At 70.9% G+C, this 20,328-nt stretch carries 21 protein-coding genes and 2 tRNA genes; 15 read left to right on the forward strand and 8 right to left on the reverse strand.

The genetic code is table 11. The features are described from left to right. Positions 1 to 207: 207 nt before the first annotated feature. Positions 208 to 1,896, forward strand: a complete 1,689-nt coding sequence (locus ACTZWW_RS05065; protein WP_444779856.1) for a lysine--tRNA ligase — start codon at positions 208 to 210, stop codon at positions 1,894 to 1,896. 183 nt (positions 1,897 to 2,079) lie between these two features. On the opposite strand, the gene ACTZWW_RS05070 is transcribed toward ACTZWW_RS05065, so the two are convergent. Then, on the reverse strand, positions 2,080 to 2,793 hold the full coding sequence (locus ACTZWW_RS05070) for a DUF1013 domain-containing protein (RefSeq protein WP_444779949.1): 714 nt from the start codon (positions 2,791 to 2,793) through the stop codon (positions 2,080 to 2,082). Between the two features lie 366 nt (positions 2,794 to 3,159). Here ACTZWW_RS05070 and ACTZWW_RS05075 point away from each other — a divergent pair, with 366 nt between their 5' ends. Then, on the forward strand, positions 3,160 to 3,660 hold the full coding sequence (locus ACTZWW_RS05075; protein ID WP_444779857.1) for a carboxypeptidase regulatory-like domain-containing protein: 501 nt from the start codon (positions 3,160 to 3,162) through the stop codon (positions 3,658 to 3,660). A gap of 7 nt (positions 3,661 to 3,667) precedes the next feature. On the opposite strand, the gene ACTZWW_RS05080 is transcribed toward ACTZWW_RS05075, so the two are convergent. Beyond that, on the reverse strand, positions 3,668 to 4,648 hold the full coding sequence (locus ACTZWW_RS05080) for an NAD(P)H-quinone oxidoreductase (RefSeq protein WP_444779950.1): 981 nt from the start codon (positions 4,646 to 4,648) through the stop codon (positions 3,668 to 3,670). 200 nt (positions 4,649 to 4,848) lie between these two features. On the opposite strand from ACTZWW_RS05080, the gene ACTZWW_RS05085 reads away from it, so the two are divergent. From ACTZWW_RS05085 to ACTZWW_RS05095, 3 genes are all read left to right on the forward strand, one after another. After that, a complete protein-coding gene (locus tag ACTZWW_RS05085) occupies positions 4,849 to 5,055 on the forward strand; it encodes a DUF1192 domain-containing protein (protein ID WP_444779858.1) in 207 nt (68 codons plus the stop codon). Positions 5,056 to 5,547: 492 nt separating this feature from the next. After that, on the forward strand, positions 5,548 to 6,075 hold the full coding sequence (rcdA, locus tag ACTZWW_RS05090) for a protease adaptor protein RcdA (protein ID WP_372422429.1): 528 nt from the start codon (positions 5,548 to 5,550) through the stop codon (positions 6,073 to 6,075). 97 nt (positions 6,076 to 6,172) lie between these two features. After that, the gene (locus ACTZWW_RS05095) at positions 6,173 to 6,487 is read left to right on the forward strand and encodes a hypothetical protein (RefSeq protein WP_444779859.1); all 315 of its coding nucleotides are present in this window, start codon (positions 6,173 to 6,175) and stop codon (positions 6,485 to 6,487) included. A 13-nt stretch (positions 6,488 to 6,500) separates the two neighbouring features. On the opposite strand, the gene ACTZWW_RS05100 is transcribed toward ACTZWW_RS05095, so the two are convergent. Next, complete coding sequence (locus ACTZWW_RS05100; RefSeq protein ID WP_444779860.1) at positions 6,501 to 7,340, reverse strand: TrmH family RNA methyltransferase; 840 nt, start codon at positions 7,338 to 7,340, stop codon at positions 6,501 to 6,503. 212 nt (positions 7,341 to 7,552) lie between these two features. On the opposite strand from ACTZWW_RS05100, the gene ACTZWW_RS05105 reads away from it, so the two are divergent. The 4 genes from ACTZWW_RS05105 to ACTZWW_RS05120 all read left to right on the forward strand — a co-directional run bounded on the left by ACTZWW_RS05105 (position 7,553) and on the right by ACTZWW_RS05120 (position 9,131). Beyond that, positions 7,553 to 7,638: transfer RNA gene (locus ACTZWW_RS05105), tRNA-Tyr, on the forward strand. 30 nt (positions 7,639 to 7,668) lie between these two features. Further along, positions 7,669 to 7,742, forward strand: a tRNA-Gly gene (locus ACTZWW_RS05110). 104 nt (positions 7,743 to 7,846) lie between these two features. Further along, on the forward strand, positions 7,847 to 8,164 hold the full coding sequence (locus tag ACTZWW_RS05115; protein ID WP_444779861.1) for a GNAT family N-acetyltransferase: 318 nt from the start codon (positions 7,847 to 7,849) through the stop codon (positions 8,162 to 8,164). A gap of 28 nt (positions 8,165 to 8,192) precedes the next feature. Further along, positions 8,193 to 9,131 carry a DUF5996 family protein gene (locus ACTZWW_RS05120; protein WP_444779862.1) on the forward strand — a complete coding sequence of 313 codons (939 nt, stop codon included), beginning with the start codon at positions 8,193 to 8,195 and terminating at the stop codon, positions 9,129 to 9,131. A gap of 26 nt (positions 9,132 to 9,157) precedes the next feature. Here the strand turns inward: ACTZWW_RS05120 and ACTZWW_RS05125 are convergent, their stop codons facing one another. After that, a complete protein-coding gene (locus ACTZWW_RS05125) occupies positions 9,158 to 9,928 on the reverse strand; it encodes an anti-sigma factor (protein ID WP_444779863.1) in 771 nt (256 codons plus the stop codon). Next, the gene (locus ACTZWW_RS05130) at positions 9,925 to 10,494 is read right to left on the reverse strand and encodes a sigma-70 family RNA polymerase sigma factor (RefSeq protein WP_444779864.1); all 570 of its coding nucleotides are present in this window, start codon (positions 10,492 to 10,494) and stop codon (positions 9,925 to 9,927) included. Before ACTZWW_RS05130 ends, ACTZWW_RS05125 begins: the two co-directional genes overlap by 4 nt. Before the next feature lie 196 nt (positions 10,495 to 10,690). Here ACTZWW_RS05130 and ACTZWW_RS05135 point away from each other — a divergent pair, with 196 nt between their 5' ends. Then, entirely contained in the window at positions 10,691 to 11,272 is a 582-nt protein-coding gene (locus ACTZWW_RS05135) for a fasciclin domain-containing protein (protein ID WP_444779865.1), read from the forward strand. A 45-nt stretch (positions 11,273 to 11,317) separates the two neighbouring features. Here the strand turns inward: ACTZWW_RS05135 and ACTZWW_RS05140 are convergent, their stop codons facing one another. Further along, positions 11,318 to 11,674: a DUF190 domain-containing protein gene (locus ACTZWW_RS05140; protein WP_372422455.1), complete on the reverse strand. Its 357-nt coding sequence runs from the start codon at positions 11,672 to 11,674 to the stop codon at positions 11,318 to 11,320. Further along, positions 11,671 to 12,660 (reverse strand): sodium-dependent bicarbonate transport family permease, encoded by a 990-nt coding sequence (locus ACTZWW_RS05145; protein WP_444779866.1) that lies wholly within the window; start codon positions 12,658 to 12,660, stop codon positions 11,671 to 11,673. The genes ACTZWW_RS05140 and ACTZWW_RS05145 overlap by 4 nt, the downstream gene beginning before the upstream one ends. Positions 12,661 to 12,836: 176 nt before the next feature. Here ACTZWW_RS05145 and ppc point away from each other — a divergent pair, with 176 nt between their 5' ends. From ppc to ACTZWW_RS05170, 5 genes are all read left to right on the forward strand, one after another. Then, complete coding sequence (ppc, locus tag ACTZWW_RS05150; RefSeq protein ID WP_444779867.1) at positions 12,837 to 15,632, forward strand: phosphoenolpyruvate carboxylase; 2,796 nt, start codon at positions 12,837 to 12,839, stop codon at positions 15,630 to 15,632. 56 nt (positions 15,633 to 15,688) lie between these two features. Further along, entirely contained in the window at positions 15,689 to 16,090 is a 402-nt protein-coding gene (locus ACTZWW_RS05155; protein ID WP_444779868.1) for a carboxymuconolactone decarboxylase family protein, read from the forward strand. 115 nt (positions 16,091 to 16,205) lie between these two features. Then, on the forward strand, positions 16,206 to 17,267 hold the full coding sequence (locus ACTZWW_RS05160) for a TRAP transporter substrate-binding protein (RefSeq protein ID WP_444779869.1): 1,062 nt from the start codon (positions 16,206 to 16,208) through the stop codon (positions 17,265 to 17,267). Between the two features lie 14 nt (positions 17,268 to 17,281). After that, positions 17,282 to 17,875 carry a TRAP transporter small permease gene (locus ACTZWW_RS05165; RefSeq protein ID WP_444779870.1) on the forward strand — a complete coding sequence of 198 codons (594 nt, stop codon included), beginning with the start codon at positions 17,282 to 17,284 and terminating at the stop codon, positions 17,873 to 17,875. 16 nt (positions 17,876 to 17,891) lie between these two features. Continuing rightward, a complete protein-coding gene (locus tag ACTZWW_RS05170; protein ID WP_444779871.1) occupies positions 17,892 to 19,220 on the forward strand; it encodes a TRAP transporter large permease in 1,329 nt (442 codons plus the stop codon). Between the two features lie 229 nt (positions 19,221 to 19,449). Here the strand turns inward: ACTZWW_RS05170 and ACTZWW_RS05175 are convergent, their stop codons facing one another. Continuing rightward, entirely contained in the window at positions 19,450 to 20,232 is a 783-nt protein-coding gene (locus ACTZWW_RS05175; RefSeq protein ID WP_444779872.1) for a crotonase/enoyl-CoA hydratase family protein, read from the reverse strand. Between the last annotated feature and the right edge of the window lie 96 nt (positions 20,233 to 20,328).

The raw sequence follows: 20,328 nt of genomic DNA on the forward strand, positions 1-20,328 counted from the left end.
AGAGCCGACGGCGGCGGACAACGCCGTTTCGCAGAGGAATCCTACAGGGAAGGAGGACGGGTGCATCGGCACGCGGTGTCGGCGGAGTATCGACGAGAGACGAGAGCCTGCGCATCGGATCGCGGGGGCGCAGCAGCCTGTTGACGCCCCGCACCGCCGGGGCGTAAGCCTCGGCGCCCCATTCTCTCATCATGGAAGCCGCCCACGATGATCGACCCGGACGCGCTGCGCTCCGCCAACGCCTGGCCCTTCGAGGAGGCGCGCAAGCTCGTCGCGCGCCTGGAGCGTACGGGCAAGAAAGAGGTCGTCTTCGAGACGGGATACGGCCCGTCCGGCCTGCCGCACATCGGCACGTTCGGCGAGGTGGCGCGCACGACCATGGTGCGCAACGCCTTCCGCGCGCTGACGAACGATGCCGTGCCGACGCGCCTCGTCGCCTTCTCGGACGACATGGACGGCCTGCGCAAGGTGCCCGACAACCTGCCGAACCAGGCGCTCCTGCGCGGCGCGCTCGGCCTGCCTCTGACGAAGGTGCCGGACCCGTTCGGCACGCACGAGAGCTTCGGCCACCACAACAACGCGCGCCTGCGCGCCTTCCTCGACGCCTTCGGCTTCGACTACACCTTCCTGTCGTCCACCGAGTGCTACCGCTCCGGCCGCTTCGACGACACGCTGCGGCTCGTGCTCGAGCGCTACGAGGCGGTGCTCGCCATCATGCTGCCCACGCTCGGCGAGGAGCGGCGCGCCACCTACTCGCCCTTCCTGCCGATCCACCCGAAGACCGGGATCGTCATGCAGGTGCCCACCGAGGAGCGCAACCTCGCCGCCGGCACCATCGTCTGGCGCGACCCCGAGAGCGGCGAGCGGTACGAGACGCCGGTGACCGGCGGCCACGCCAAGCTGCAGTGGAAGCCCGACTGGGCGATGCGCTGGGTGGCGCTCGGCGTCGACTACGAGATGGCCGGCAAGGACCTGATCGACTCGGTGAAGGTCTCGGGCGCGATCGCCCGCGCGCTCGGCGCCGAGCCGCCGGAGGGCTTCAACTACGAGCTGTTCCTCGACCAGAACGGCCAGAAGATCTCGAAGTCCAAGGGCAACGGCCTGACCATCGACGAGTGGCTGACCTACGGCACGCCCGAGAGCCTGTCGCTCTACATGTACAACCGCCCGCGGGAAGCGAAGCGGCTGTTCTTCGACGTCATCCCCAAGCACGTCGACGAGTATCTCGGCTTCCTCGAGCGCTACCAGCGCCAGGACGACAAGAACCGTCTCGGCAACCCGGTCTGGCACATCCACGGCGGTGCGCCGCCGGAGCCGGAGACCGTGCAGAGCGAGGGCGGCAACGGGGCGGCGGCGCAGATCACCTTCGGCATGCTCCTCAACCTCGTCGCCGTGGCGAACGCCGCGGAGCCGGGGCTGCTCTGGGCCTTCATCCGCCGCTACGCGCCGAGCGCCTCGCCGCAGACGCATCCGCGGCTCGATGCGCTCGTCGGCCTCGCGGTGCGCTACTACCGCGACTTCGTGCGCCCGGCGAAGACCTATCGCGCGCCCACCCCGGAGGAACGCGCCGCGCTCGAGGACCTCGACGGCGCGCTCGCGTCGATGGAGGGCTCCACCGACGCCGCCGCGCTCCAGGACGTGGTCTACGAGGTCGGCCGCACGCATTTCCCCGACACGTCCGGCAAGTCGAAGAGCCCGGACGGACGCCCGGGCGTCTCGCAGACCTGGTTCGCCACCCTCTACCAGGTGCTGCTGGGCGAGGAGCGCGGGCCGCGCTTCGGGTCGTTCGTGGCGCTCTACGGGGTGGCCGAGACGCGGGCGCTGATCGAGAAGGCGCTCTCGGGGGCGCTGGAGCGGGAGCACGCGGCGTTCCTGGAGGGGCGGAAGGCTGGGTGAGCCGCGCGGACGCCGCCGGCCGCATTGGTGGTCGCGGATGTGCTGCTGCGTGCAGGGCGTCTCGTATGCGCAGCCGCCCCCGTGCGCGAGCCGGCGGCGTGAGGCCGCCCGAAATGCGAGAAAGGGCGGCCCCACCCGGGGCCACCCTCCATCCATGTCATCGATGCGGCGCGCCGCCGAGGATCACTCCTCCTCCTCGTCCTCCGGCCCCTTGAGGTTCTTGAGCTTGGCGAAGACCGAATCGGCCTCGGCGCGCTCCTCCACCTCGCGGCGGCGCTGGGCGCCGTAGCCGCCGTACTCCTCTTCCTCCGGGGGCTGGTAGCCCGGATCGGTGGAGACGTCGGCCGGCAGCAGCGTCTGGCCGCCCTCGCCAACGGGCGCGGGCGGGCGGTCCTTGGCGGCGCGCTGGACCTCGAGGTCGAGGTCGATCTGCGAGCACAGGCCCAGCGTCACCGGGTCGAGCGGCGAGAGGGAGGCCGAGTTCCAGTGGGTGCGCTCGCGAATCTGCTGGATCGTCGTCTTGGTGGTGCCGACGAGGCGCATGATCTGCGCGTCCTTCAGCTCCGGATGGTTGCGCAGGAGCCAGAGGATGGCGTTGGGCCGGTCCTGGCGGCGCGAGACGGGGGTGTAGCGCGGGCCGCGCTTGGTCTTGATCTCGGGCAGGCGCACCTTCGGCGGCGCGATCTTGAGCCGATACTCCGGGTGCTTCTGCGCCTTCTCGATCTCCTCGTGCGTGAGCTGGCCGCTGGTGATCGGGTTGGCACCCTTGATGCCGGCCGCCACCTCGCCGTCGGCGATGCCCTTCACCTCGAGCGGATGGAGCTTGCAGAAGTCGGCGATCTGATCGAACGTCAGCGACGTGTTCTCGACGAGCCAGACGGCGGTCGCCTTCGGCATCAAGGGAACGGCAGCGGACACGGGACTTCCTCCTGGAAACGAGCGCGGGACCGCGGATACCCCGCGATGCGCCGGCGCGCGGCAAACCTTCTCCGTGCTCCGACCCGGCCTGCGGCCGGAGCGACGACGTACCCGATTGTGAGGGGACGCGAACAATATAGGCGCTTCGCGGGCGGGGCGCAACGAGGATGGCGGGTGTCTCGCTGGGGCGGTATGCAGCTTGAAATTAGCATTGAACGCCAGCGTGACTCATAGTAGGAATTAAAGCGGAATGCAACATGGAAACATCTCTGTGTTGTTTCGATGGAGCTGAGCCGCGGTCTAGGCCTGCGGACCGCCCCTCGCTTTGGCTGTCGAGACTGGGGGTTGATTGTGATCCGACTGCTTGTAATCCTGCTTGCCGGCAGCTTTTTAGGAGCCTGCGTTACAGCGGAACTTCGGACGTCGTTCGACCCCGCAGCCGCGGCGTATATCTTTGAAGACGGCGATGCTTCCGTTAAAGGGCAGGCATTTCTGCGTCGCCGCAACGGTGACGTCGTTCGGGCCGCGGGAGAGGTTGTCAACCTGATTCCTGCAACCGAGTATGCTATCGAGCGGTTTGACGTACTCTATCGTGGCAGCAAGTTCGCTCAATTCGCGCCGAGGATTGAGAATACGCCACAATCGTATCTGGACGCTGTGAGACAGACAACGACAGATGCTGACGGAAATTTCGCCTTTGAGAACATATCTGCGGGAAGATACATCATTCAGACACAGGTCTACTGGGAGGTTCCCAACTCCATTCTTCCAAGCGGCGGTTCGTTCTATGATCTCGTTAATCTTCAGCCGGGACAAGAATTACAGGTAATTCTAGCAGGGCAGTAAGCGGCAATCAGCGGGTAGTCAGCACGATCTTCCCCACATGCGCGCTCGAGTCCATCCGCGCGTGCGCCGCCCGCACCTCCTCCAGCGGATAGGTCGAATCGATCACCGGCCGGCAGCGACCCTGCTCGACGAGCGGCATCACCTCGCGGGTCAGCGCGGCGGCGATCTCGGCCTTCTGGGCGACGCTGCGCGGGCGCAGCGTGGAGCCGGTGTGGGTGAGGCGCTTCATCATCAGGCGGCGGAAGTCGACCTCGACCTTCGGGCTCTGCAGGAAGGCGATCTGCACGATGCGGCCGTCGACAGCGGCCGCATCGTAGTTGCGCGGGATGTAGTCGCCGCCGACCATGTCGAGGATCACGTCCGCGCCGCGCCCGCCGGTGGCCTCCTTCACCGCGGCGACGAAATCCTCCTCGCGGTAGTTCACCGCCCGGTCGGCGCCGAGTGCGCGGCAGCGCGCGCACTTCTCGGCGGAGCCGGCGGTGGCGATCACCGTCGCGCCGAAGGCCTTGGCGAGCTGGATCGCGGTCGTGCCGATGCCCGAGGAGCCGCCGTGGACGAGGAGCGTCTCGCCGGACGCGAGGCGGCCGCGGTCGAACACGTTGGTCCACACCGTGAAGTAGGTCTCCGGGATCGCGCCGGCCTCGACCATGGAGAGGCCCGTCGGCACCGCGAGCGTGTTGTCCTCGTGGGCGAGGCAGTATTGCGCATAGCCGCCGCCCGGCACCAGTGCCATCACCGCCTCGCCCTCGCGCCAGCGCTCCGCGCACGCACCGCGGGCGACGACGGTGCCGGCGATCTCGAGCCCGAGCACGTCCGGCGCGCCGGGGGGAGGGGGGTAGTTCCCCTCGCGCTGGATCACGTCGGGACGGTTGATGCCCGCGGCCTCCACCTTCACCAGGATCTCGCCCGGCCCGGGCGCGGGCACGGGGCGCTCGACGAGCGTGAGGACCTCCGGCCCGCCGCCGCCCTCGGCGATCACGGCGCGCATGGTCCGCGGGATGGTCTCTCTCGTCGTCGCCACGGCTCGGCTCCCTCTCTGTTCGGTCTCTTTCGCGATCGGTCTCGTGGCGGGGAGGTGACACGCGCTCGCGCGGCTTGGCAAGCCGTGCGAGCGCTCCCGCGGGGTTGGCCATCGGGGGCGGGGCGCGCTAACATGGGGCTTCGACGATCGGCGCGGAGGAGACGGACATGTCCATCGATCCCTTCGGCGAGGCGCTGCCGCGGCCCCGCCCCGACACGCACGTGATCGGGCAGGACCTCGCGCATCTGTCGATCGAGGAGCTCGACGAGCGCATCGCCGTGATGGAGACCGAGATCGGGCGGCTGCGCGAGGCGAAGGCGAAGAAGCTCGATTCGCGCACGGCGGCGGACGCCTTCTTCAAGCCCGCCACCTGAGCCGCGCGACGAGAGCCGGAGAGGGTCGGGCCCGGACGCATCGGAGCCTGTGCCGAAATCGGCCAGGTCGCTCGCACTTCTCGCCGCGCGTTAAGTGTTCGTTAAGCTTCCTGTTTCATGAATATGGGTATCCAGTCCTTCTGGATGCGAGTGGCTCCTGTCCACTCTGTTTGACGCCTCCCTGTTGACGACTCCAGAGCCGCCTCACGGCGGCTCTTTTTTGTGCGCGCTGCCCCCGCGCCGCTCGCCACCACCCCGCGGGGCGTCGACGAGCGCAGAGAGACGGGTGGGGCCGAGCCGCCTGCCGGGCATCTCCTTCACGCGGTGCGCCTCGACGGCGTCGCGGTGCCGTTCTCACCCCGTTAACGTTAACCACATCCTAACGGAGCGCGCGGGCGCGTTCGGCGCTAGCCTTGCTCCGACGACTCGGGAAAGCCGCGCGCCGTATCGCGCCGGCACAATTCGAGACAAATTTTCGTCAGGAGGCGGCACATGAACGCGGACTTCACATTCCGGGACACCCGCGATCCCGTCGATTTCGGGCGGACCTTCGTGCACTCCGACGCGTTCCGCGCGCTGTTCCGGGACGGGATGGCGCTCGTGGAGGAGACGGCCGCCTACCTCGACGGGCAGGGGCGCGAGGAATCGCGCACGCTGCCGCGCCAGGCGGCCCTCACCTACGCCAGCGAGAGCATGCGGCTCACGACCCGCCTGATGCAGATCGCCTCCTGGCTCCTCGTCCAGCGCGCCGTCGCCGAGGGCGAGATCACGGCGGAGGAGGCGCTCAAGGAGAAGACCCGCGTGCGCCTCACCCGCCAGGAGAGCGCGAGCCCGGTCTTCGACGCCGCCGCGCTGCCCGAGCGGCTGAAGGAGCTGATCGGCACGAGCGTGCGCCTGCATGCCCGCATCGTTCATCTCGACGGCGTCATGTCCGAGGCGATCGCCGCGCCGAAGCCGGCGGCGGACAGCCCCGTCGCCATGCAGCAATGGCTGATCCGCTCGGCCTTCGGCGGCGGCTGAAACGCGATGAGCCGGGCTGCGGCGAAACGCAGCGGAGGACGCGCGACGAAGTTCGGGTTAACCTCTCGTTCACCATAACGAAGAGGGAGCGGTCGTCATGCGTGCATCCATCATCGTCAAGGCTTCTGCCGCCGGCGCGCTCGCGCTCGGCCTCCTCGCCGCCGGCCCCGCCGCCGCGCAGTGCGCCTGGGACGCGGCCAAGCGCGACCAGACCATCGCCTCGACCGTCGAGGCGCCGGTCCTGCGCACCGACGAGGGTCGCGTCGTGCTCGCGCCGCGCACCCCGGCGCCGCGCGAGATCGTCGTCACGCAGGGCGTGCCCGCCGTGACCGGCATCCGCCCGGCGCCGGTCGAGCCGCCGGCGATCTACGTCATCGAGGCCGCCGGGACGATCCTCGTCGACCCGTCCTGACGCGTTCTTCGCGTCACAGCCGCCGCGTCAGCGCGTAGAGCGCGATCGCGGCGGCGTTCGAGACGTTGAGGCTCTTGATCGCGCCGGCCATGTCGAGCCGCGCCACGACGTCGCACAGCGAGCGCGTGCGCGCCCGCAGGCCCTTGCCCTCGGCGCCCAGCACGAGCAGCGCCGGCCGGCGCGCGGGCAGGCTCTCGAAGGTCTCGTCACCCTCGGAATCCAGGCCGACGCGCAGGAAGCCGCGCGTGCCGAGCCGGTCGAGCGCGTCGCCGAGGTTCCTCACGACGACGAAGGGCACGTGCTCGAGCCCGCCCGATGCCGATTTCGCCAGCACCCCCGTCGCCGCAGGCGAATGCCGCGCCGTCGTCAGGATCGCGGTGACGCCGAAGGCGGCGGCGGTGCGCACGATGGCGCCGACGTTGTGCGGGTCCGTGATCTGGTCGAGGGCGAGCACCAGCGCGTCGTCGGGCAGGGTGTCGAGGTCGTAGCCCTCGAGCGGCTCGGCCTCGGCGTAGAGCCCCTGGTGCACGGCGTCGGGGGGGACGAGCGCGTCGATCTCGGAAGGGCGCACGATCTGCGGGCTCGCGACGACGCCCGGCAGCTCCTCGGCGAGCCGCCGCGCGGCGTTCTCCGTGGCGAGCAGGCGATGGATCGTCCGCTTGCCGTTGCGCAGCGCCTCTGCGACAGGATGCCAGCCGTAGAGCACGACGGCGTCGTCGAGCTCGGGACGCGGCGGACGCGCGCGGGGCCCGCGGGAGCGCGCCCGGGCGCCGGGGCCGATGCGGCCGTTGCCGGCGCGCGCGTGCGGCGGCTTGCCGGGGGGCTTGCGGGGCGGCTTGCGATCGTCTGGCACGGCGGCGGCTCCGGTCGGGTCGTCGCCAGGGCATGCGCGCCGGGCGCTCCCGGGTCAAGGCCGCGACGCGCGCCGAGCGTCGGCAAATCGGGCGCGCGCGCGCGATTTCGCCGTTGACACGCCTCGCCCGGGTCACCATAAGAGCCCCCACGCCACGGCCGAGGCGTCGGGCGCGGCCCGGCGCACCGAGAGATCGGCAGCCGGAGCGAGACGGGGGAATGTCCCGAGCGGCAAAGGGGGCGGACTGTAAATCCGCTGGCTTACGCCTTCGTAGGTTCGAGTCCTACTTCCCCCACCATCGCCACGGCGCTATGATCCGAGCAGCCGGGCGGGTGTAGCTCAATGGTAGAGCAACAGCCTTCCAAGCTGATGACGAGGGTTCGATTCCCTTCACCCGCTCCAGCACTCCCGTGTCCAGCCTAGCCGACGCGCGACGAGCCGCTTGCCCGCTCGGCCCTCTCCTGTAGTCTCGCTCACAGGGGCGAGGCCGGGACGATGGAGAGCGCATGTCCGACGTAAGCGACGTCACGGCCTCCGGCGAGCCGCCGGTTCGGCACGAGGACAACGGCTCCAAGGGCCGCTACGTCGTCGTTCTGGACGGCCACGAGGCCGAGATGACCTACACGCGCGCCGGCGAGAGCCTGATCATCATCGATCACACCGGTGTGCCGGACGCGTTGCGCGGCCGCGGGCTCGGCCTCGTCCTCGTGCGACGCGCGGTCGAGGACGCTCGGGCGGCCGGCAGGCGGATCATACCGCTGTGCCCGTTCGCCAAGGCGACGATCGAGCGGCATCCGGAATTCTGGGACGTGGTCGGGCGGTGACGCCGAACGTGGCTCGTCGGGGGTGATCATGAACGAACGCTGGCCGCCGCTCCCTCACGAAGCCTGGGGCGAGACCTGCTCGGCGCTGCACCTCTGGTGCCAGATCCTCGGCAAGTATCGTCTCGCGCACGCGCCGTGGGTCAATCATTCATGGCACGCGACCCTCTATGTCGGCCCCCGGGGCCTGACGACCGGAGCGGTGCCGGATCCAACGGGTGCGATCGCGCTGACGCTCGACCTGCACGATCACCTCCTCGTCGTGGAGGCGGCGGACGGCCGGCGCGAGACGATGCCGCTCGGGCCCATGAGCGTCGCGGACTTCTGCGCGCGGACGCGGGAGATGGTGGTCGCCCTGGGCGGTGGGTTCGCGATCCACGGGCGCCCGAGCGAGATCCCGGACGCGGTGCCGTTCGCGGACGACCGAACCCAACGGCCCTACGACGCGCGCGCGGTGGAGTATTTCCACACGGCGCTCCTGTCGATCGAGGCGGTCTTCCAGCATTTCCGCACGAGCTTCCTCGGCAAGGTCTCTCCGGTCCATTTGTTCTGGGGCTCGTTCGACCTCGCCGTGACGCGCTTCTCCGGCCGGCGCGCGCCGGAGCACCCGGGCGGCATTCCCAATCTGCCCGACGCCGTCACGCGGGAAGCCTACAGTCACGAGGTCTCGTCCGCCGGCTTCTGGCCCGGCGGGAACGGGATGGACGCCGCGTTCTATTCCTACGCCTACCCGACGCCGGAGGCCTTCGCTCGCGCGCAGGTCGCTCCGCAGGCGGCGACGTGGAACGGTGATCTCGGCGAGTTCCTCCTGCCCTACGAGGCGGTCCGCACCGCCGAGGACCCGGCAGCGACGCTCCTGGCCTTCCTGGAGAGCACCTACGCGGCCGCCGCCGAGACCGGCGGCTGGGACCGCACGGCGCTCGAGTGCGCGCGGGGCGTGCCGCGCGTTCCCCGTGCGGTCCCGGCCTGAAGCCGGGACGCCCGACACCCCGCGCGTCACTGCGGGATCAGCACGCCGGTATACACCACCGGCCCCGTCGGCGCGCCCGTCGGAGAGCCGCCGAGCGGCTCGACGCTGACCGCGAGGGTGGCGCCGGGCGTCGTGCGGGCGACCGCGGGCTCTAGGCGGATGTCGCTCGAGTCCTCGACGATGCCGAGCGAGCGTGGCGCGTCGCCCTCGGCGACCAGCCAGAGCTCGAGCGCCTGCTCGGGCGGCGCCTCCGCCGCGGGCGCGCGAACGCGCACGAGGCCGCTCTCCACGTCCACCTGGACGATGAGCGCGGGGAGCTCACCGCCGCGATCGACGACGGCGACGTAGCGCTCCGCCGCCGGCTCGTCCGGCGGCAGCGGCGCGAACGTACCCGGCGCCAGGATCGCGAGCGCCACCAGCGCCGCCGCCAGCGCGCCGAGCGAGCCCGCCGCGACGCGCCAGCGCCCGAGCGCCCGGCGCAGCCGGCGGACCTCGTCGAGGGAGACCAACTCGGCCGCGGGCGAGGGCGAAGATGCTGGCCGCGTCGCCGGGCGGCCCTCGTCGAGCCGCGCCTCGATGCGCGCGAACAGCCCAGGCGGCGGCGCCACCGCCGGGACGGCGTCGCTCAAGGGCGCGAGCCGCTCCTGCCACGCCGCGACGGCGGCGGCGAGCGCCGGCTCGCGGGCGAGCCGTGCCTCGAACGCGGCGCGCTCCGCGCCGCGCAGGGTGCCGAGCGCGTACTCGCCGGCCAGCGCGTCGTCGTCGTCGCCTTCGTACATGTCCGTCCCGGCGCTCATGACGACAGGCACCCCCGGAGCGCAGCGAGGCCGCGGTGCAGCCAGGTCTTGATCGTGTTGACGTTCTTGCCCGTGCGGGCGGCGAGCTCCTCGCGCGACCAACCTTCGCAATAGGCGAGGAGAATGCAATGCCTCTGCGTCTCCTCGAGGAGATCGAGGCAGCGGGTGAGCGCGTCGCGGTCGGCGAAGCTCTGGGCCGCGTCGAACGGGTCGGGGATCGCGGCGAAGGGGTCGTCGCCGTCCTCGCCCGGCTCGAGCAGCACCTCGCGGCGGACGCGCACTGCGTCGATGGCGCGGTTGCGCGCGATGGTGATCATCCAGGTCATCGGCCGCGCCTTCTCCGCCGCATAGGACGAGGCGCCGCGCCAGATGCCGAGAAAGACCTCCTGCAGCACCTCCTCGGCCATTCCCCGATCCCGCACGATACGGAGCACGACGCCGAAGAGTTTCGCGCTGGTTCGCTCGTACAGCCGCGCATAGGCACCGCGATCGGCGCGCGCGACCGCCGCGAGGAGGTCCTCCAACGGCTCGTCCACGGGCTCCTGCGGATCGGGGGGATGACGCACGCGGACCTCGTCGCTCGACGCAAGGCGCGTAGAGATAGCGCATCGCGCGCGGAAGTCACGCGCTCGGCGGCGCGCGAAGCGCGCTACAGCCGGCCGCGACATTTCTCGCGCGCGCCCGAAACCTCGGCCGTCGGCGCTCCGTAGCTGCGCGCGATCCCCCAGGAGGATCGACGTCCAGAGACAGGAGCAAGATGCCATGAAGACCACGCTTCGAAGCCTCGCCCGTCACCTCGTTCTCGGCGCCGCGGTCTGCGTACCCCTCGCCTTCGGCGCCGGGCTCGCCTCCGCCCAGGCGGTCAAGATCGTCGGCGGCGCACCGATGCTGCCCTCGCGCACCATCGTCGAGAACGCGGTGAACTCCGCCGACCACACGACCCTCGTCGCCGCCGTCCAGGCCGCGGGGCTCGTCGACACGCTCTCGGGGCCCGGCCCGTTCACGGTCTTCGCGCCGACGAACCGCGCCTTCTCCCGACTGCCGGCGGGCACGGTCGACACGCTGCTCGAGCCGTCGAACAGGGGCCAGCTCACGGACGTGCTGACCTTCCACGTCGTGCCGGGCACCTACACGGCGTCCGAGCTCCTGGCGCTCGCCCAGCGCGAGGGCGGGCAGGCGGAGCTGCGCACGGTCGAGGGCGGGACGCTCGCCGTGCTGCTCGACCGCAACGGCAACGGCCCCTACATCGCCGACAACCAGGGCAACACCGCGCGCGTGCCCATCTCGGACGTGATGCAGGCGAACGGCGTCATCCACGTCATCGACAAGGTCCTGCTGCCGTGAGGCCCGCGGCGCCGGGCGGGGCCTTTCGCCCGCGCCCCGGCGCCCTCAGAAATGCTCGCGCCGGATCACGGACACGTCGGACACGGTGACGACACCGATCTGGCGCGAGAGGAGCTTGTAGACGGGCTCGAGCACGTCCGGCACGCGGCTCTCGTCGAGGACGCAGATCACGAGCACCATCTGGCCGGCGTCGGAAACGAGCCCGGCGCGGCGCCAGGAGCCCTCGCGGCCGCGCCCGGCCAGCGCCGGGACCACGGTGTAGCCGGTCACGGCGAGGCGATCGAGCAGGTCGAGCAGGCGGTTCATGATCGGCGCCTCGACGATGATGTCGAGGCGCTTCTTGGCGTGGGTCTCGAGCCGCGGCCTGGGGGCCGCGGGCGCGGGCGTCTCGTCGTTGGTCATGACAGCGCCTCCGCGAGCGCGATGTAGAGCGGGATGCCGAGCGTCAGGTTGAACGGGAAGGTGACGCCGAGCGAGAGGGTGAGGTAGATCGCCGGGCGCGCCTCGGGGAGCGCGAGGCGCATCGCGGCGGGCACGGCGATGTAGGAGGCCGACGCCGAGAGCGTGATCAAGAGCGCCGTCCCGCCGGCCGAGAGCCCGAGAGGCAGGGAGACCAGCGCCGCCAGCGTCGCGCCGACGAGGGGCATGTAGAGCCCGAAGGCGAGCACCGGCCCCTTCAGCTCGCGCCAGCCCGAGCGCAGGCCGCGCCCGGCGACGAGGCCCATGTCGAGCAGGAACAGGCACAGCACCCCCTGGAAGGGAGCGACGAGGAACGGCGAGACGATCTCGAGCCCGCGATCTCCCGTGATCCAGCCGATCACGAAGGCGCCGGCGAGAAGCACGATCGAGCCGTTGAGGAGGATCTCGCGCAGGAGCGCTCCCTGCGGCTCGGCCTCCTCGCCCTCCGCGCCGCGCCCCGCCGCCTTGCGCGCACGCTGGGCGAGCCACAGCGCGGTGAGGATGGCGGGCGCCTCCATCACGGCGGCGACCGCGACGAGGTAGCCCTCCGCCACGAGCCCCGAGAGCCGCACCGATTCCGAGGCGGCGACGAAGGTGACGATCGAGATCGAGCCGTAGTGGGCCGCCACCGCCGCGGCGTCGAGCGCAGGCAGCTTCGTGGTGCGCCGCAGGATCTGGAAGGCGATCCAGGGAATGGAGAAGCTCAGCAGCGCGCCGGCGATCACGGCGCCGATCAGCCGGGCGTCGACCCCATGGCCGGCGACGCTCGCCCCGCCCTTGAAGCCGATCGCCATCATCAGGTAGAGCGCCAGCGCCTTCGCCACGGCGTCGGGCACAGCGAGATCCGAGCGCGCGAGCGCCGCCGCGAGCCCGAGCGCGAAGAACAGGACGATCGGCGAGGTGAGGTTGGCGAGGACGAGATCCAGCACGCGCGTGACACCCGGGAGCTCGAAGACGGATGCCCGGTCCTAGCGGAGGACGGCGCGCGTGAGAAGGGCGCCTCAGGGTGGGTTGGAGGTTGGCGAACGAAGATCGCCCGCCCCCCGCTTGAATGCAGCGCAAAAATCGTCACCCTGTCCTCGTCGAAACCGCGGGGAGAAGCCTCATGGCTGTCGGGCACGGCGTCGCGATCGGTGTGGCCGAGCGGGCGGAGGAGAAGGACAAGCCGCTGTGGGAGGACATCCGGCTGCTCGGCCGGATCCTCGGCGACACGGTGCGCGCGCAGGAGGGGGAGGCGACGTTCGACCTCGTCGAGCGCATCCGCCAGACCAGCCTGCGCTTCCACCGCGACGAGGACCCGGCCGCGCGGGGCGAGCTGCAGACCATCCTCGACGCGCTCTCGCGCGACTCGAGCCTGCAGATCATCCGCGCCTTCTCCTACTTCTCCCACCTCGCCAACCTCGCCGAGGACCAGCACCGCCAGCGGCGCTCGCGGGCGCACGCCAAGGCCCGCTCGGAGCCGCGCGAGGGCACGCTCGCGCGCACGATCGCGCTGTGCAAGGAGGCCGGCATCGCCCGGGGCGACCTCGAGGCCTTCTTCGAGGGTGCGGAGATCTCCCCGGTGCTCACCGCGCACCCGACCGAGGTGCGGCGCAAGTCGACGATCGATCGCGAGATGGAGGTGGCGCGCCTGCTCAAGGCCCGCGACACGGGCCTGCTCACGCCCGAGGAGCTCGCCGAGAACGAGGAGGCGATGCGGCGCAACGTGCTCGCGCTGTGGCAGACATCGATCCTGCGCGGCGTGCGGCTGCGGGTCGTCGACGAGGTGATCAACGCGCTCTCCTACTACGACGACACGTTCCTGCCCGCGCTGCCGCGCCTCTACGCGGCGCTCGAGGACGCGCTCGGTACGGAGGGGCTCGGTACGGAGGGGCTCGGCGGGGCGGAGCTTCCGCCCTTCCTGCGCATGGGCTCCTGGATCGGCGGCGACCGCGACGGCAACCCGTTCGTCACCGCCGACGTGCTGCGCGAGGCGCTCCACCTGCAGAGCCGCAAGGCGCTCGCGCATCATCTCGCGGAGATCGAGGCGCTCTCCGCCGAGCTGCCGCTCGACGAGCGGCTCGTGGGCGTCTCCGACGAGGTGCGCGCGCTCGCCGACGGCTCCCCCGAGCGCTCCGTCTTCCGGCAGGCCGAGCCCTACCGCCGGGCGCTCGCGCACGTCCATGCGCGCCTGTGCGCCACCGCCGCCGCGCTCGGCCACCCCGACCTGTGCCGCGACGCGGTGACGGACGGGATCGCGGCCTACGCGACGGTCGACGCGCTGGCGCAGGACCTCGACGCCATCCACCGCTCCCTCGTGGCCAACGGCTCGGGGGTGCTGGCGCGGGGCCGGCTACGGCTGCTGCGCCGGGCGGTGTCGGTGTTCGGCTATCACCTCGCCACGATCGACCTGCGCCAGAATTCCGACGTCCACGAGCGCACCATCGCCGAGCTGATCGCGGTGGCGACCCCCGGCGTCGACTACCTCGCGATGCCCGAGGAGGCGCGCATCGCCCGTCTCGTCGAGGAGCTGCGGACGCCGCGCCCGCTCTTCTCGCCCCACGTCGCCTACTCGGAGACGACGGCGTCGGAGCTCGCCATCGTGCGCGAGGCGAAGGCGGCGCGCGATCGCTACGGCCCGGCGGCGCTGCGCCACTACGTGATCTCCAAGGCCGACTCGGTCTCGGACGTGCTCGAGGTCGCGGTCCTCCTCAAGGAAGCCGGGCTCCTGCGCCCGCTCGAGGGCACGCTCGACGTCGACATCGTGCCCCTGTTCGAGACGATCGGCGATCTCCAGGCCTCGGCGCGGATCATGGCGGAGCTGTTCTCCGTCTTCGAGTACCGGGCGCTGCTCGAGACCCGCGGCAAGACCCAGGAGGTCATGCTCGGCTACTCGGACTCGAACAAGGACGGCGGCTTCCTCACCTCGAACTGGGAGCTCTACAAGGCCGAGATCGCGCTCGTGCGCGTCTTCCGCGAGACCGGCGTTCGGCTGCGGCTCTTCCACGGGCGCGGCGGCACCGTCGGCCGCGGCGGCGGGCCGTCCTACCAGGCGATCCTCGCCCAGCCCGGCGGCGCAGTTCAGGGCTCGATCCGCATCACCGAGCAGGGAGAGGTCATAGCGGCGAAGTACGCGACCCCGGAGCTCGGCCGGCGCAACCTCGAGATCATCGCGTCGGCCACGATGGAGGCGAGCCTTCTGCACGGCGACGACCCGGCCCCGCGCGACGCCTACCTGAAGGTGATGGAGGACCTCTCCGCGCGCGCCTTCGGCGCCTATCGCGCGCTCGTCTACGAGACGCCCGGCTTCGAGGATTATTTCTGGGAATCGACGGTGATCGGCGAGATCGCCAACCTCAACATCGGCTCGCGCCCCGCCTCGCGGAAGAAGTCGCGCTCGATCGAGGACCTGCGCGCCATCCCCTGGGTGTTCGGCTGGTCGCAGTCGCGGCTGATGCTGCCGGGCTGGTACGGCTTCGGCACGGCGGTGGAGGGCTTCCTCGCCGAAGATCCCGGCCGCATCGAGATGCTGCGGGAGATGCACCGGGAATGGCCGTTCTTCCAGGCGCTGCTGTCGAACATGGACATGGTGCTGGCGAAGTCGAACATCGCCATCGCCTCGCGCTACGCGGGCCTCGTCTCCGACGGGGCGCTGACCGAGCGGATCTTCCCGCGGCTGCGGGAGGAGTGGACGCGCTCCATCGAGACGCTGCTTTCGATCTCCGGCCAGGCGACGCTGCTCGAGAAGAACCCGCTGCTGGCCCGCTCCATCCGCAACCGCTTCCCCTACCTCGACCCGCTCAACCATCTCCAGGTCGAGCTCCTGCGCCGCCACCGGGCCGGCGACGCCGACGCGCGGGTGACGCAGGGCATCCACATGACGATCAACGGCGTCGCCGCCGGCTTGCGCAATTCCGGCTGATCGCGTCTCCTCCGGCAGCCGCCGGGCGGGCGGGCTATGGGGAGGGGAGACGCATCGTGGACGACGAGAGGTACGAGACGGGGCTCGCCAACCGCAAGGCGGTGCTCGGCGAGGCGCACGTCGAGCGCTCGCTGGCGGGGGCGGGCGCCTTCGCGGGGCCGTGGCAGGACTTCGTCACGCGCACCGCCTGGCACGACGTGTGGAACGACGAGGCGCTGCCCTGGAAGACGCGCTCGATGATCGTGCTCACGATCACGACGACGCTCCACCGCGAGGAGGAGTTCAAGCTCCACCTGCGCCCGGCGCTGAAGAACGGGGTGACCATTCCCGAGCTGCGGGCGCTCCTGATCCAGTGCGCGGTCTATGCCGGCGTGCCGGCGGCGAACGCCGCCTTCCGCTGGGTTCGCGAGGTCCTCGGCGACGAGGCCGACGCGCTGGCGGCGCCGGGAGACGGTTGACGGCGCAACTAATATCATGCTGACTTGAGGACGAGGTCGTATGCGCACGAATGATCGTCGTCGCGCGCGCCGCGAAGCCCGGAAAACGGGCCGACAAGAGGGAGAGACCGACATCATGCCCAGGATTGCCGTCACCCGTCTCGCGCTCGCCGCCGTCGCGGCCGCGCTGACGTTCTCGACCGCGCTGACCAGCCCGGCCGCCGCGCAGGAGGTGACGCTGCGCGTCCACCACTTCCTGCCCGCAGCCTCGCAGGCGCACCAGAACTGGCTCGTGCCCTGGGCCGAGAAGGTCGAGGCGGACTCGCAGGGCCGCATCGACGTCGAGATCTTCCCGGCGATGCAGCTCGGCGGGCGCCCGCCGCAGCTCTACGATCAGGCCCGCGACGGCATCGTCGACGTGGTCTGGACGCTCGCCGGCAACACGCCCGGCCGCTTCCCCTCGCTCGAGGCGATGGAGCTGCCCTTCGTCCCGCACGCCACCGGCGCGGTGACGAGCGCCGCCGCGCACGAGTTCTACGAAGAGAACGCGACGGGCGAGCTCGACGACGTCCACGTGCTCGCGGTCTTCGGCCACGGCCACGGCAACTTCTACACCCGCGAGAAGACGATCGTGCGGCCCGAGGACGTCGAGGGCATGACGATCCGCGTGCCCAACCGCGTCATCAACCAGACGCTCGCCAACCTCGGCGCCAACCCGCAGGGCATCCCTGCGCCGGGCGTGCCGGAGGCGCTCTCGCGCGGCGTCGTCCAGGGCGTGGTCTTCCCCTACGAGGTGGTGCCCGCGCTCAAGGTGAACGAGCTCACCGACAAGGTCGGCGCCTTCACCGGCGACCGCTCGCTCTACACGGCGATCTTCCTGTTCGTCATGAACAAGGGCGTCTACGAGGGGATGTCGGACGAGAACAAGGCGGTGATCGACGCCAATTCCGGCCTCGAGCTCGCCCGCCAGACCGGCGCCAAGTGGGACGAGTGGGACCTCGTCGGCAAGGCTGCGATCGAGGAGACCGGCAACGAGATCACGCTGATCGAGGGCGAGGCGCTCGAAGCCTGGAAGGCCGCCGGCGAGCCGGTGATCGAGGCCTGGATCGCGGAGCAGGACGCGGCGGGCCGCGACGGCGCCGCGCTCGTCCAGTCCGCGCGCGACCTCGTCGCCCAGCACGAAGCCGCGGCCAACTGAGGCGACCCGGGTCGATGACGGCGACGACGACACGACGACCGACGGCGGCGCTCTCCGCCGTCGGCGCCTTGCTGGAGCGTGCCTGCGGCGCCGTCGCGGTGCTCGGTGGCATCGCGCTGCTCGGCATGATCGCCGTCTCGGTCGTGTCGATCACGGGGCGCTCGATCCTGCCCGGGCTCGCTGGCCTCGTCGGGCTGGAGTTCCGGGCGGCCTCGATCCCCGGCGACATCGAGCTCGTGCAGATCGGCACGGGCATCGCCGTGTTCTCCTTCCTGCCGTTCTGCCAGCTCAGGCGCGGCAACGTGCTCGTCGACTTCTTCACCTCGGGCGCCGCCTTGCGCGTGCGCGCGGCGCTCGACCTCGTCGGCAACCTGATCTTCACGGTGCTCGCCGGCTTGATCGCCTGGCGCCTCGTGCTCGGGCTCCAGGACAAGCTCGCCTACAACGACACGACGATGGTGCTGCGCCTGCCGGAGGCGTACCCCTTCGCCTTCGGTGTCGCCTGCGCCTGGCTGCTCGCGATCGTATGCGCCTACACGGTCTGGCGCTCCGCCGAGGAGATCCGCGCGAACAGGCCGATCGGCCCCCACGACGTCGCCGAGCACTGAGAGAGGCGCTCCTTCCATGTCCAACGTCGCGCTGGGCGTTCTCTCCTTCGGGATCCTGCTCGGGCTCCTCGTCGTGCGAATCCCCATCGGCGTGGCGATGGCGGCGGTGGGCGGCGCCGGCTTCGTCTACCTGTCGGGCCTGACGCCCTTCCTCGCCTACCTGAAGCAGACGCCGTGGGAGGTGTTCGCCAACTACTCGCTCTCGGTGATCCCGCTCTTCCTGCTGATGGGGAACTTCGCGGCGCGCTCGGGACTCTCGGCGAACCTGTACCGGGCGGCGAACGGTTTCCTCGGGCACTACAAGGGCGGGCTCGCGATGTCGTCGGTGGGGGCCTGCGCCGCCTTCGGCACGATCTGCGGCTCCTCGCTCGCGACCGCGGCCACGATGGGCCGCGTGGCGCTGCCGGAGATGCGCAAGTACGGCTACTCGGGCGCGCTCGCCACGGGCTCGATCGCGGCGGGCGGCACGCTCGGCATCCTGATCCCGCCTTCCGTCGTGCTGGTGATCTACGCCATCCTCACCCAGCAGAACATCGCCAAGATGTTCCTCGCCGCCGCGGTGCCGGCGCTCTTGGCGGTCATCGGCTTCATGATCGCGGTGCGCGTCTACCTCGCGCTCTCGCCCGAGTCCGGGCCGCCGTCGCCGGCAATTCCGTGGCGCGAGCGCATCGCACGCCTCGCGAGCGTGTGGCCCGTCGTCGTGATCTTCCTCGCCGTGTTCGTCGGCATGAACGGCGAGACGCTGTTCGGCCGCGCGCTGTTCACGCCCACCGAGGGCGCGGCGGTCGGCGCCTTCGGCACCTGCCTCGCCGCGCTGACCTACGGCCACCTGCGCCCGCGCGAGATCGTCGAGGTCTTGAAGGACACCGCCGTGCAGACGGCGATGATCTTCCTCATCCTGCTCGGCGCGGACTTCTACAACGCCTTCCTCGCCCGCACGCAGATGCCCATGGCGGCCGGCGAATGGATCTCCGCGCTCGGGCTGGCGCCGATCGTGGTGCTGATCGTCATCGTCGCGCTCTACCTCGCGCTCGGCGCGATGATGGATTCGCTGTCGATGATCCTGCTCACCATCCCGATCTTCTTCCCCATCGTGATGGCGCTCGACTTCGGGCTGACGCCCGAGGAGACCGCGATCTGGTTCGGGATCATCATCCTGATCGTGGTGGAGCTGGGGCTGATCACCCCGCCCGTCGGGCTCAACGTCTACATCATCAACGGCTTGGCCAAGGACGTCCCGATGTGGGAGACGTTCAAGGGCGCCTCGGTCTTCCTCGCCGCCGAGATCGTCCGCGTGGCGCTGCTCATCGCCTTCCCGGCGCTGACGCTGTGGCTCGTGACGTAGGGGTCGTTCGCCCTCGCTCGCCGGGATCGCCTCAGCGCCGATGCCGCTCTTGTCCTTCCCCTACAGGGAAGGACAGGGGGCGCCGGCGTCCTTCGGCCAACTCTCCGGCACACGTCCTCCGGAGCCGAGGGAGGCACAGGAGGCGTGTGCACCGACTGGCCCTGTCGGGGAATGAGAAGGCTGGCCGCTCGACCCATGCCCGACCCGCTCCGAGCAGGGCCGCCCGCGATCAGCCCTCGCCGTCGCCGCTCCCCTTGCGCCCGAGGAACGCCTCCATGCGCGCCTTCGCCTCGCCGTCGGTCTGGACGAAGGCGGCCGCGAGCGCTTCCGTGTAGAGCCCCGCCGACTGGGGCATGTCGGCGATCTCCTCGAGGGCGCCGATGATCATCTGGTTGGAGAGCGGCGCGTTCGTCGCGATCTCGGCTGCGAGCGCCAGTGCCTCGGCGAGGCTCCCGCCCGGGGCGCTGAGGCGGTGGACGAGCCCGATGCGCAGGGCCTCCTCCGCCTCCACCTCGCGCCCGGTGAGCATCATCTCCGCGAGCCGGCTCGCGCCGACGAGGCGCCCGACCCGCACGGAGGCGCCGCCGCCGACGAAGATGCCGCGGCGCGCCTCGGGCAGGCTGAAGCGGGCGGACGGATCGGCGATGCGCACGTGCGCCACCGCCGCGAGCTCGAGCCCCGCGCCGATCACCGAGCCCTGGAGCGCGGCGACGACGGGCAGGCGCCCGGCGCGCACCGCCTGCGTCGCGCGGTGCCACAGCCGCGAGACGGCCATCACGTCGGCGGGCGTGCGCGCACGATGCTCGGCGAGGTCGAGCCCCGCGCTGAAATGGTCGCCCTGCGCCGCCAGCACCGCCGCCCGCCACGCCGCCGGCGGGTCCGCGAAGAGCGCGCAGATCTCCCGAATCATCTCGGTGCAGATGGCGTTGCGCTTGGCCGGACGCGACAGCGTCACCACCCCGACGGCGCCCTGCGTCGCGATCCCGATCTCGGGGCTTCGAGAGGCCGTCATGCGCTTCCCCCATTGCTACACACCCTGTGAAGTAACCGGTCGAGGGTGGCCGCTGTCAACGCGGTCCCGATTGGGCGCGAAGCCAACGCGCCATTG

It is taken from the genome of Salinarimonas sp. NSM, assembly GCF_052380005.1.
Taxonomy (GTDB): Bacteria; Pseudomonadota; Alphaproteobacteria; order Rhizobiales; family Beijerinckiaceae; genus Salinarimonas.

Coding starts and splice junctions, on each gene's coding strand:
- ACTZWW_RS05065 (WP_444779856.1), top strand. CDS start 208: ATGATCGACCCGGACGCGCTGCGCTCCGCCAACGCCTGGCCCTTCGAG.
- ACTZWW_RS05070 (WP_444779949.1), bottom strand. CDS start 2,793: ATGCCGAAGGCGACCGCCGTCTGGCTCGTCGAGAACACGTCGCTGACG.
- ACTZWW_RS05080 (WP_444779950.1), bottom strand. CDS start 4,648: ATGCGCGCCGTGATCGCCGAGGGCGGCGGCGGGCCGGAGGTCCTCACG.
- ACTZWW_RS05085 (WP_444779858.1), top strand. CDS start 4,849: ATGTCCATCGATCCCTTCGGCGAGGCGCTGCCGCGGCCCCGCCCCGAC.
- rcdA (WP_372422429.1), top strand. CDS start 5,548: ATGAACGCGGACTTCACATTCCGGGACACCCGCGATCCCGTCGATTTC.
- ACTZWW_RS05095 (WP_444779859.1), top strand. CDS start 6,173: ATGCGTGCATCCATCATCGTCAAGGCTTCTGCCGCCGGCGCGCTCGCG.
- ACTZWW_RS05115 (WP_444779861.1), top strand. CDS start 7,847: ATGTCCGACGTAAGCGACGTCACGGCCTCCGGCGAGCCGCCGGTTCGG.
- ACTZWW_RS05120 (WP_444779862.1), top strand. CDS start 8,193: ATGAACGAACGCTGGCCGCCGCTCCCTCACGAAGCCTGGGGCGAGACC.
- ACTZWW_RS05125 (WP_444779863.1), bottom strand. CDS start 9,928: ATGAGCGCCGGGACGGACATGTACGAAGGCGACGACGACGACGCGCTG.
- ACTZWW_RS05135 (WP_444779865.1), top strand. CDS start 10,691: ATGAAGACCACGCTTCGAAGCCTCGCCCGTCACCTCGTTCTCGGCGCC.
- ACTZWW_RS05140 (WP_372422455.1), bottom strand. CDS start 11,674: ATGACCAACGACGAGACGCCCGCGCCCGCGGCCCCCAGGCCGCGGCTC.
- ppc (WP_444779867.1), top strand. CDS start 12,837: ATGGCTGTCGGGCACGGCGTCGCGATCGGTGTGGCCGAGCGGGCGGAG.
- ACTZWW_RS05160 (WP_444779869.1), top strand. CDS start 16,206: ATGCCCAGGATTGCCGTCACCCGTCTCGCGCTCGCCGCCGTCGCGGCC.
- ACTZWW_RS05165 (WP_444779870.1), top strand. CDS start 17,282: ATGACGGCGACGACGACACGACGACCGACGGCGGCGCTCTCCGCCGTC.
- ACTZWW_RS05170 (WP_444779871.1), top strand. CDS start 17,892: ATGTCCAACGTCGCGCTGGGCGTTCTCTCCTTCGGGATCCTGCTCGGG.
- ACTZWW_RS05175 (WP_444779872.1), bottom strand. CDS start 20,232: ATGACGGCCTCTCGAAGCCCCGAGATCGGGATCGCGACGCAGGGCGCC.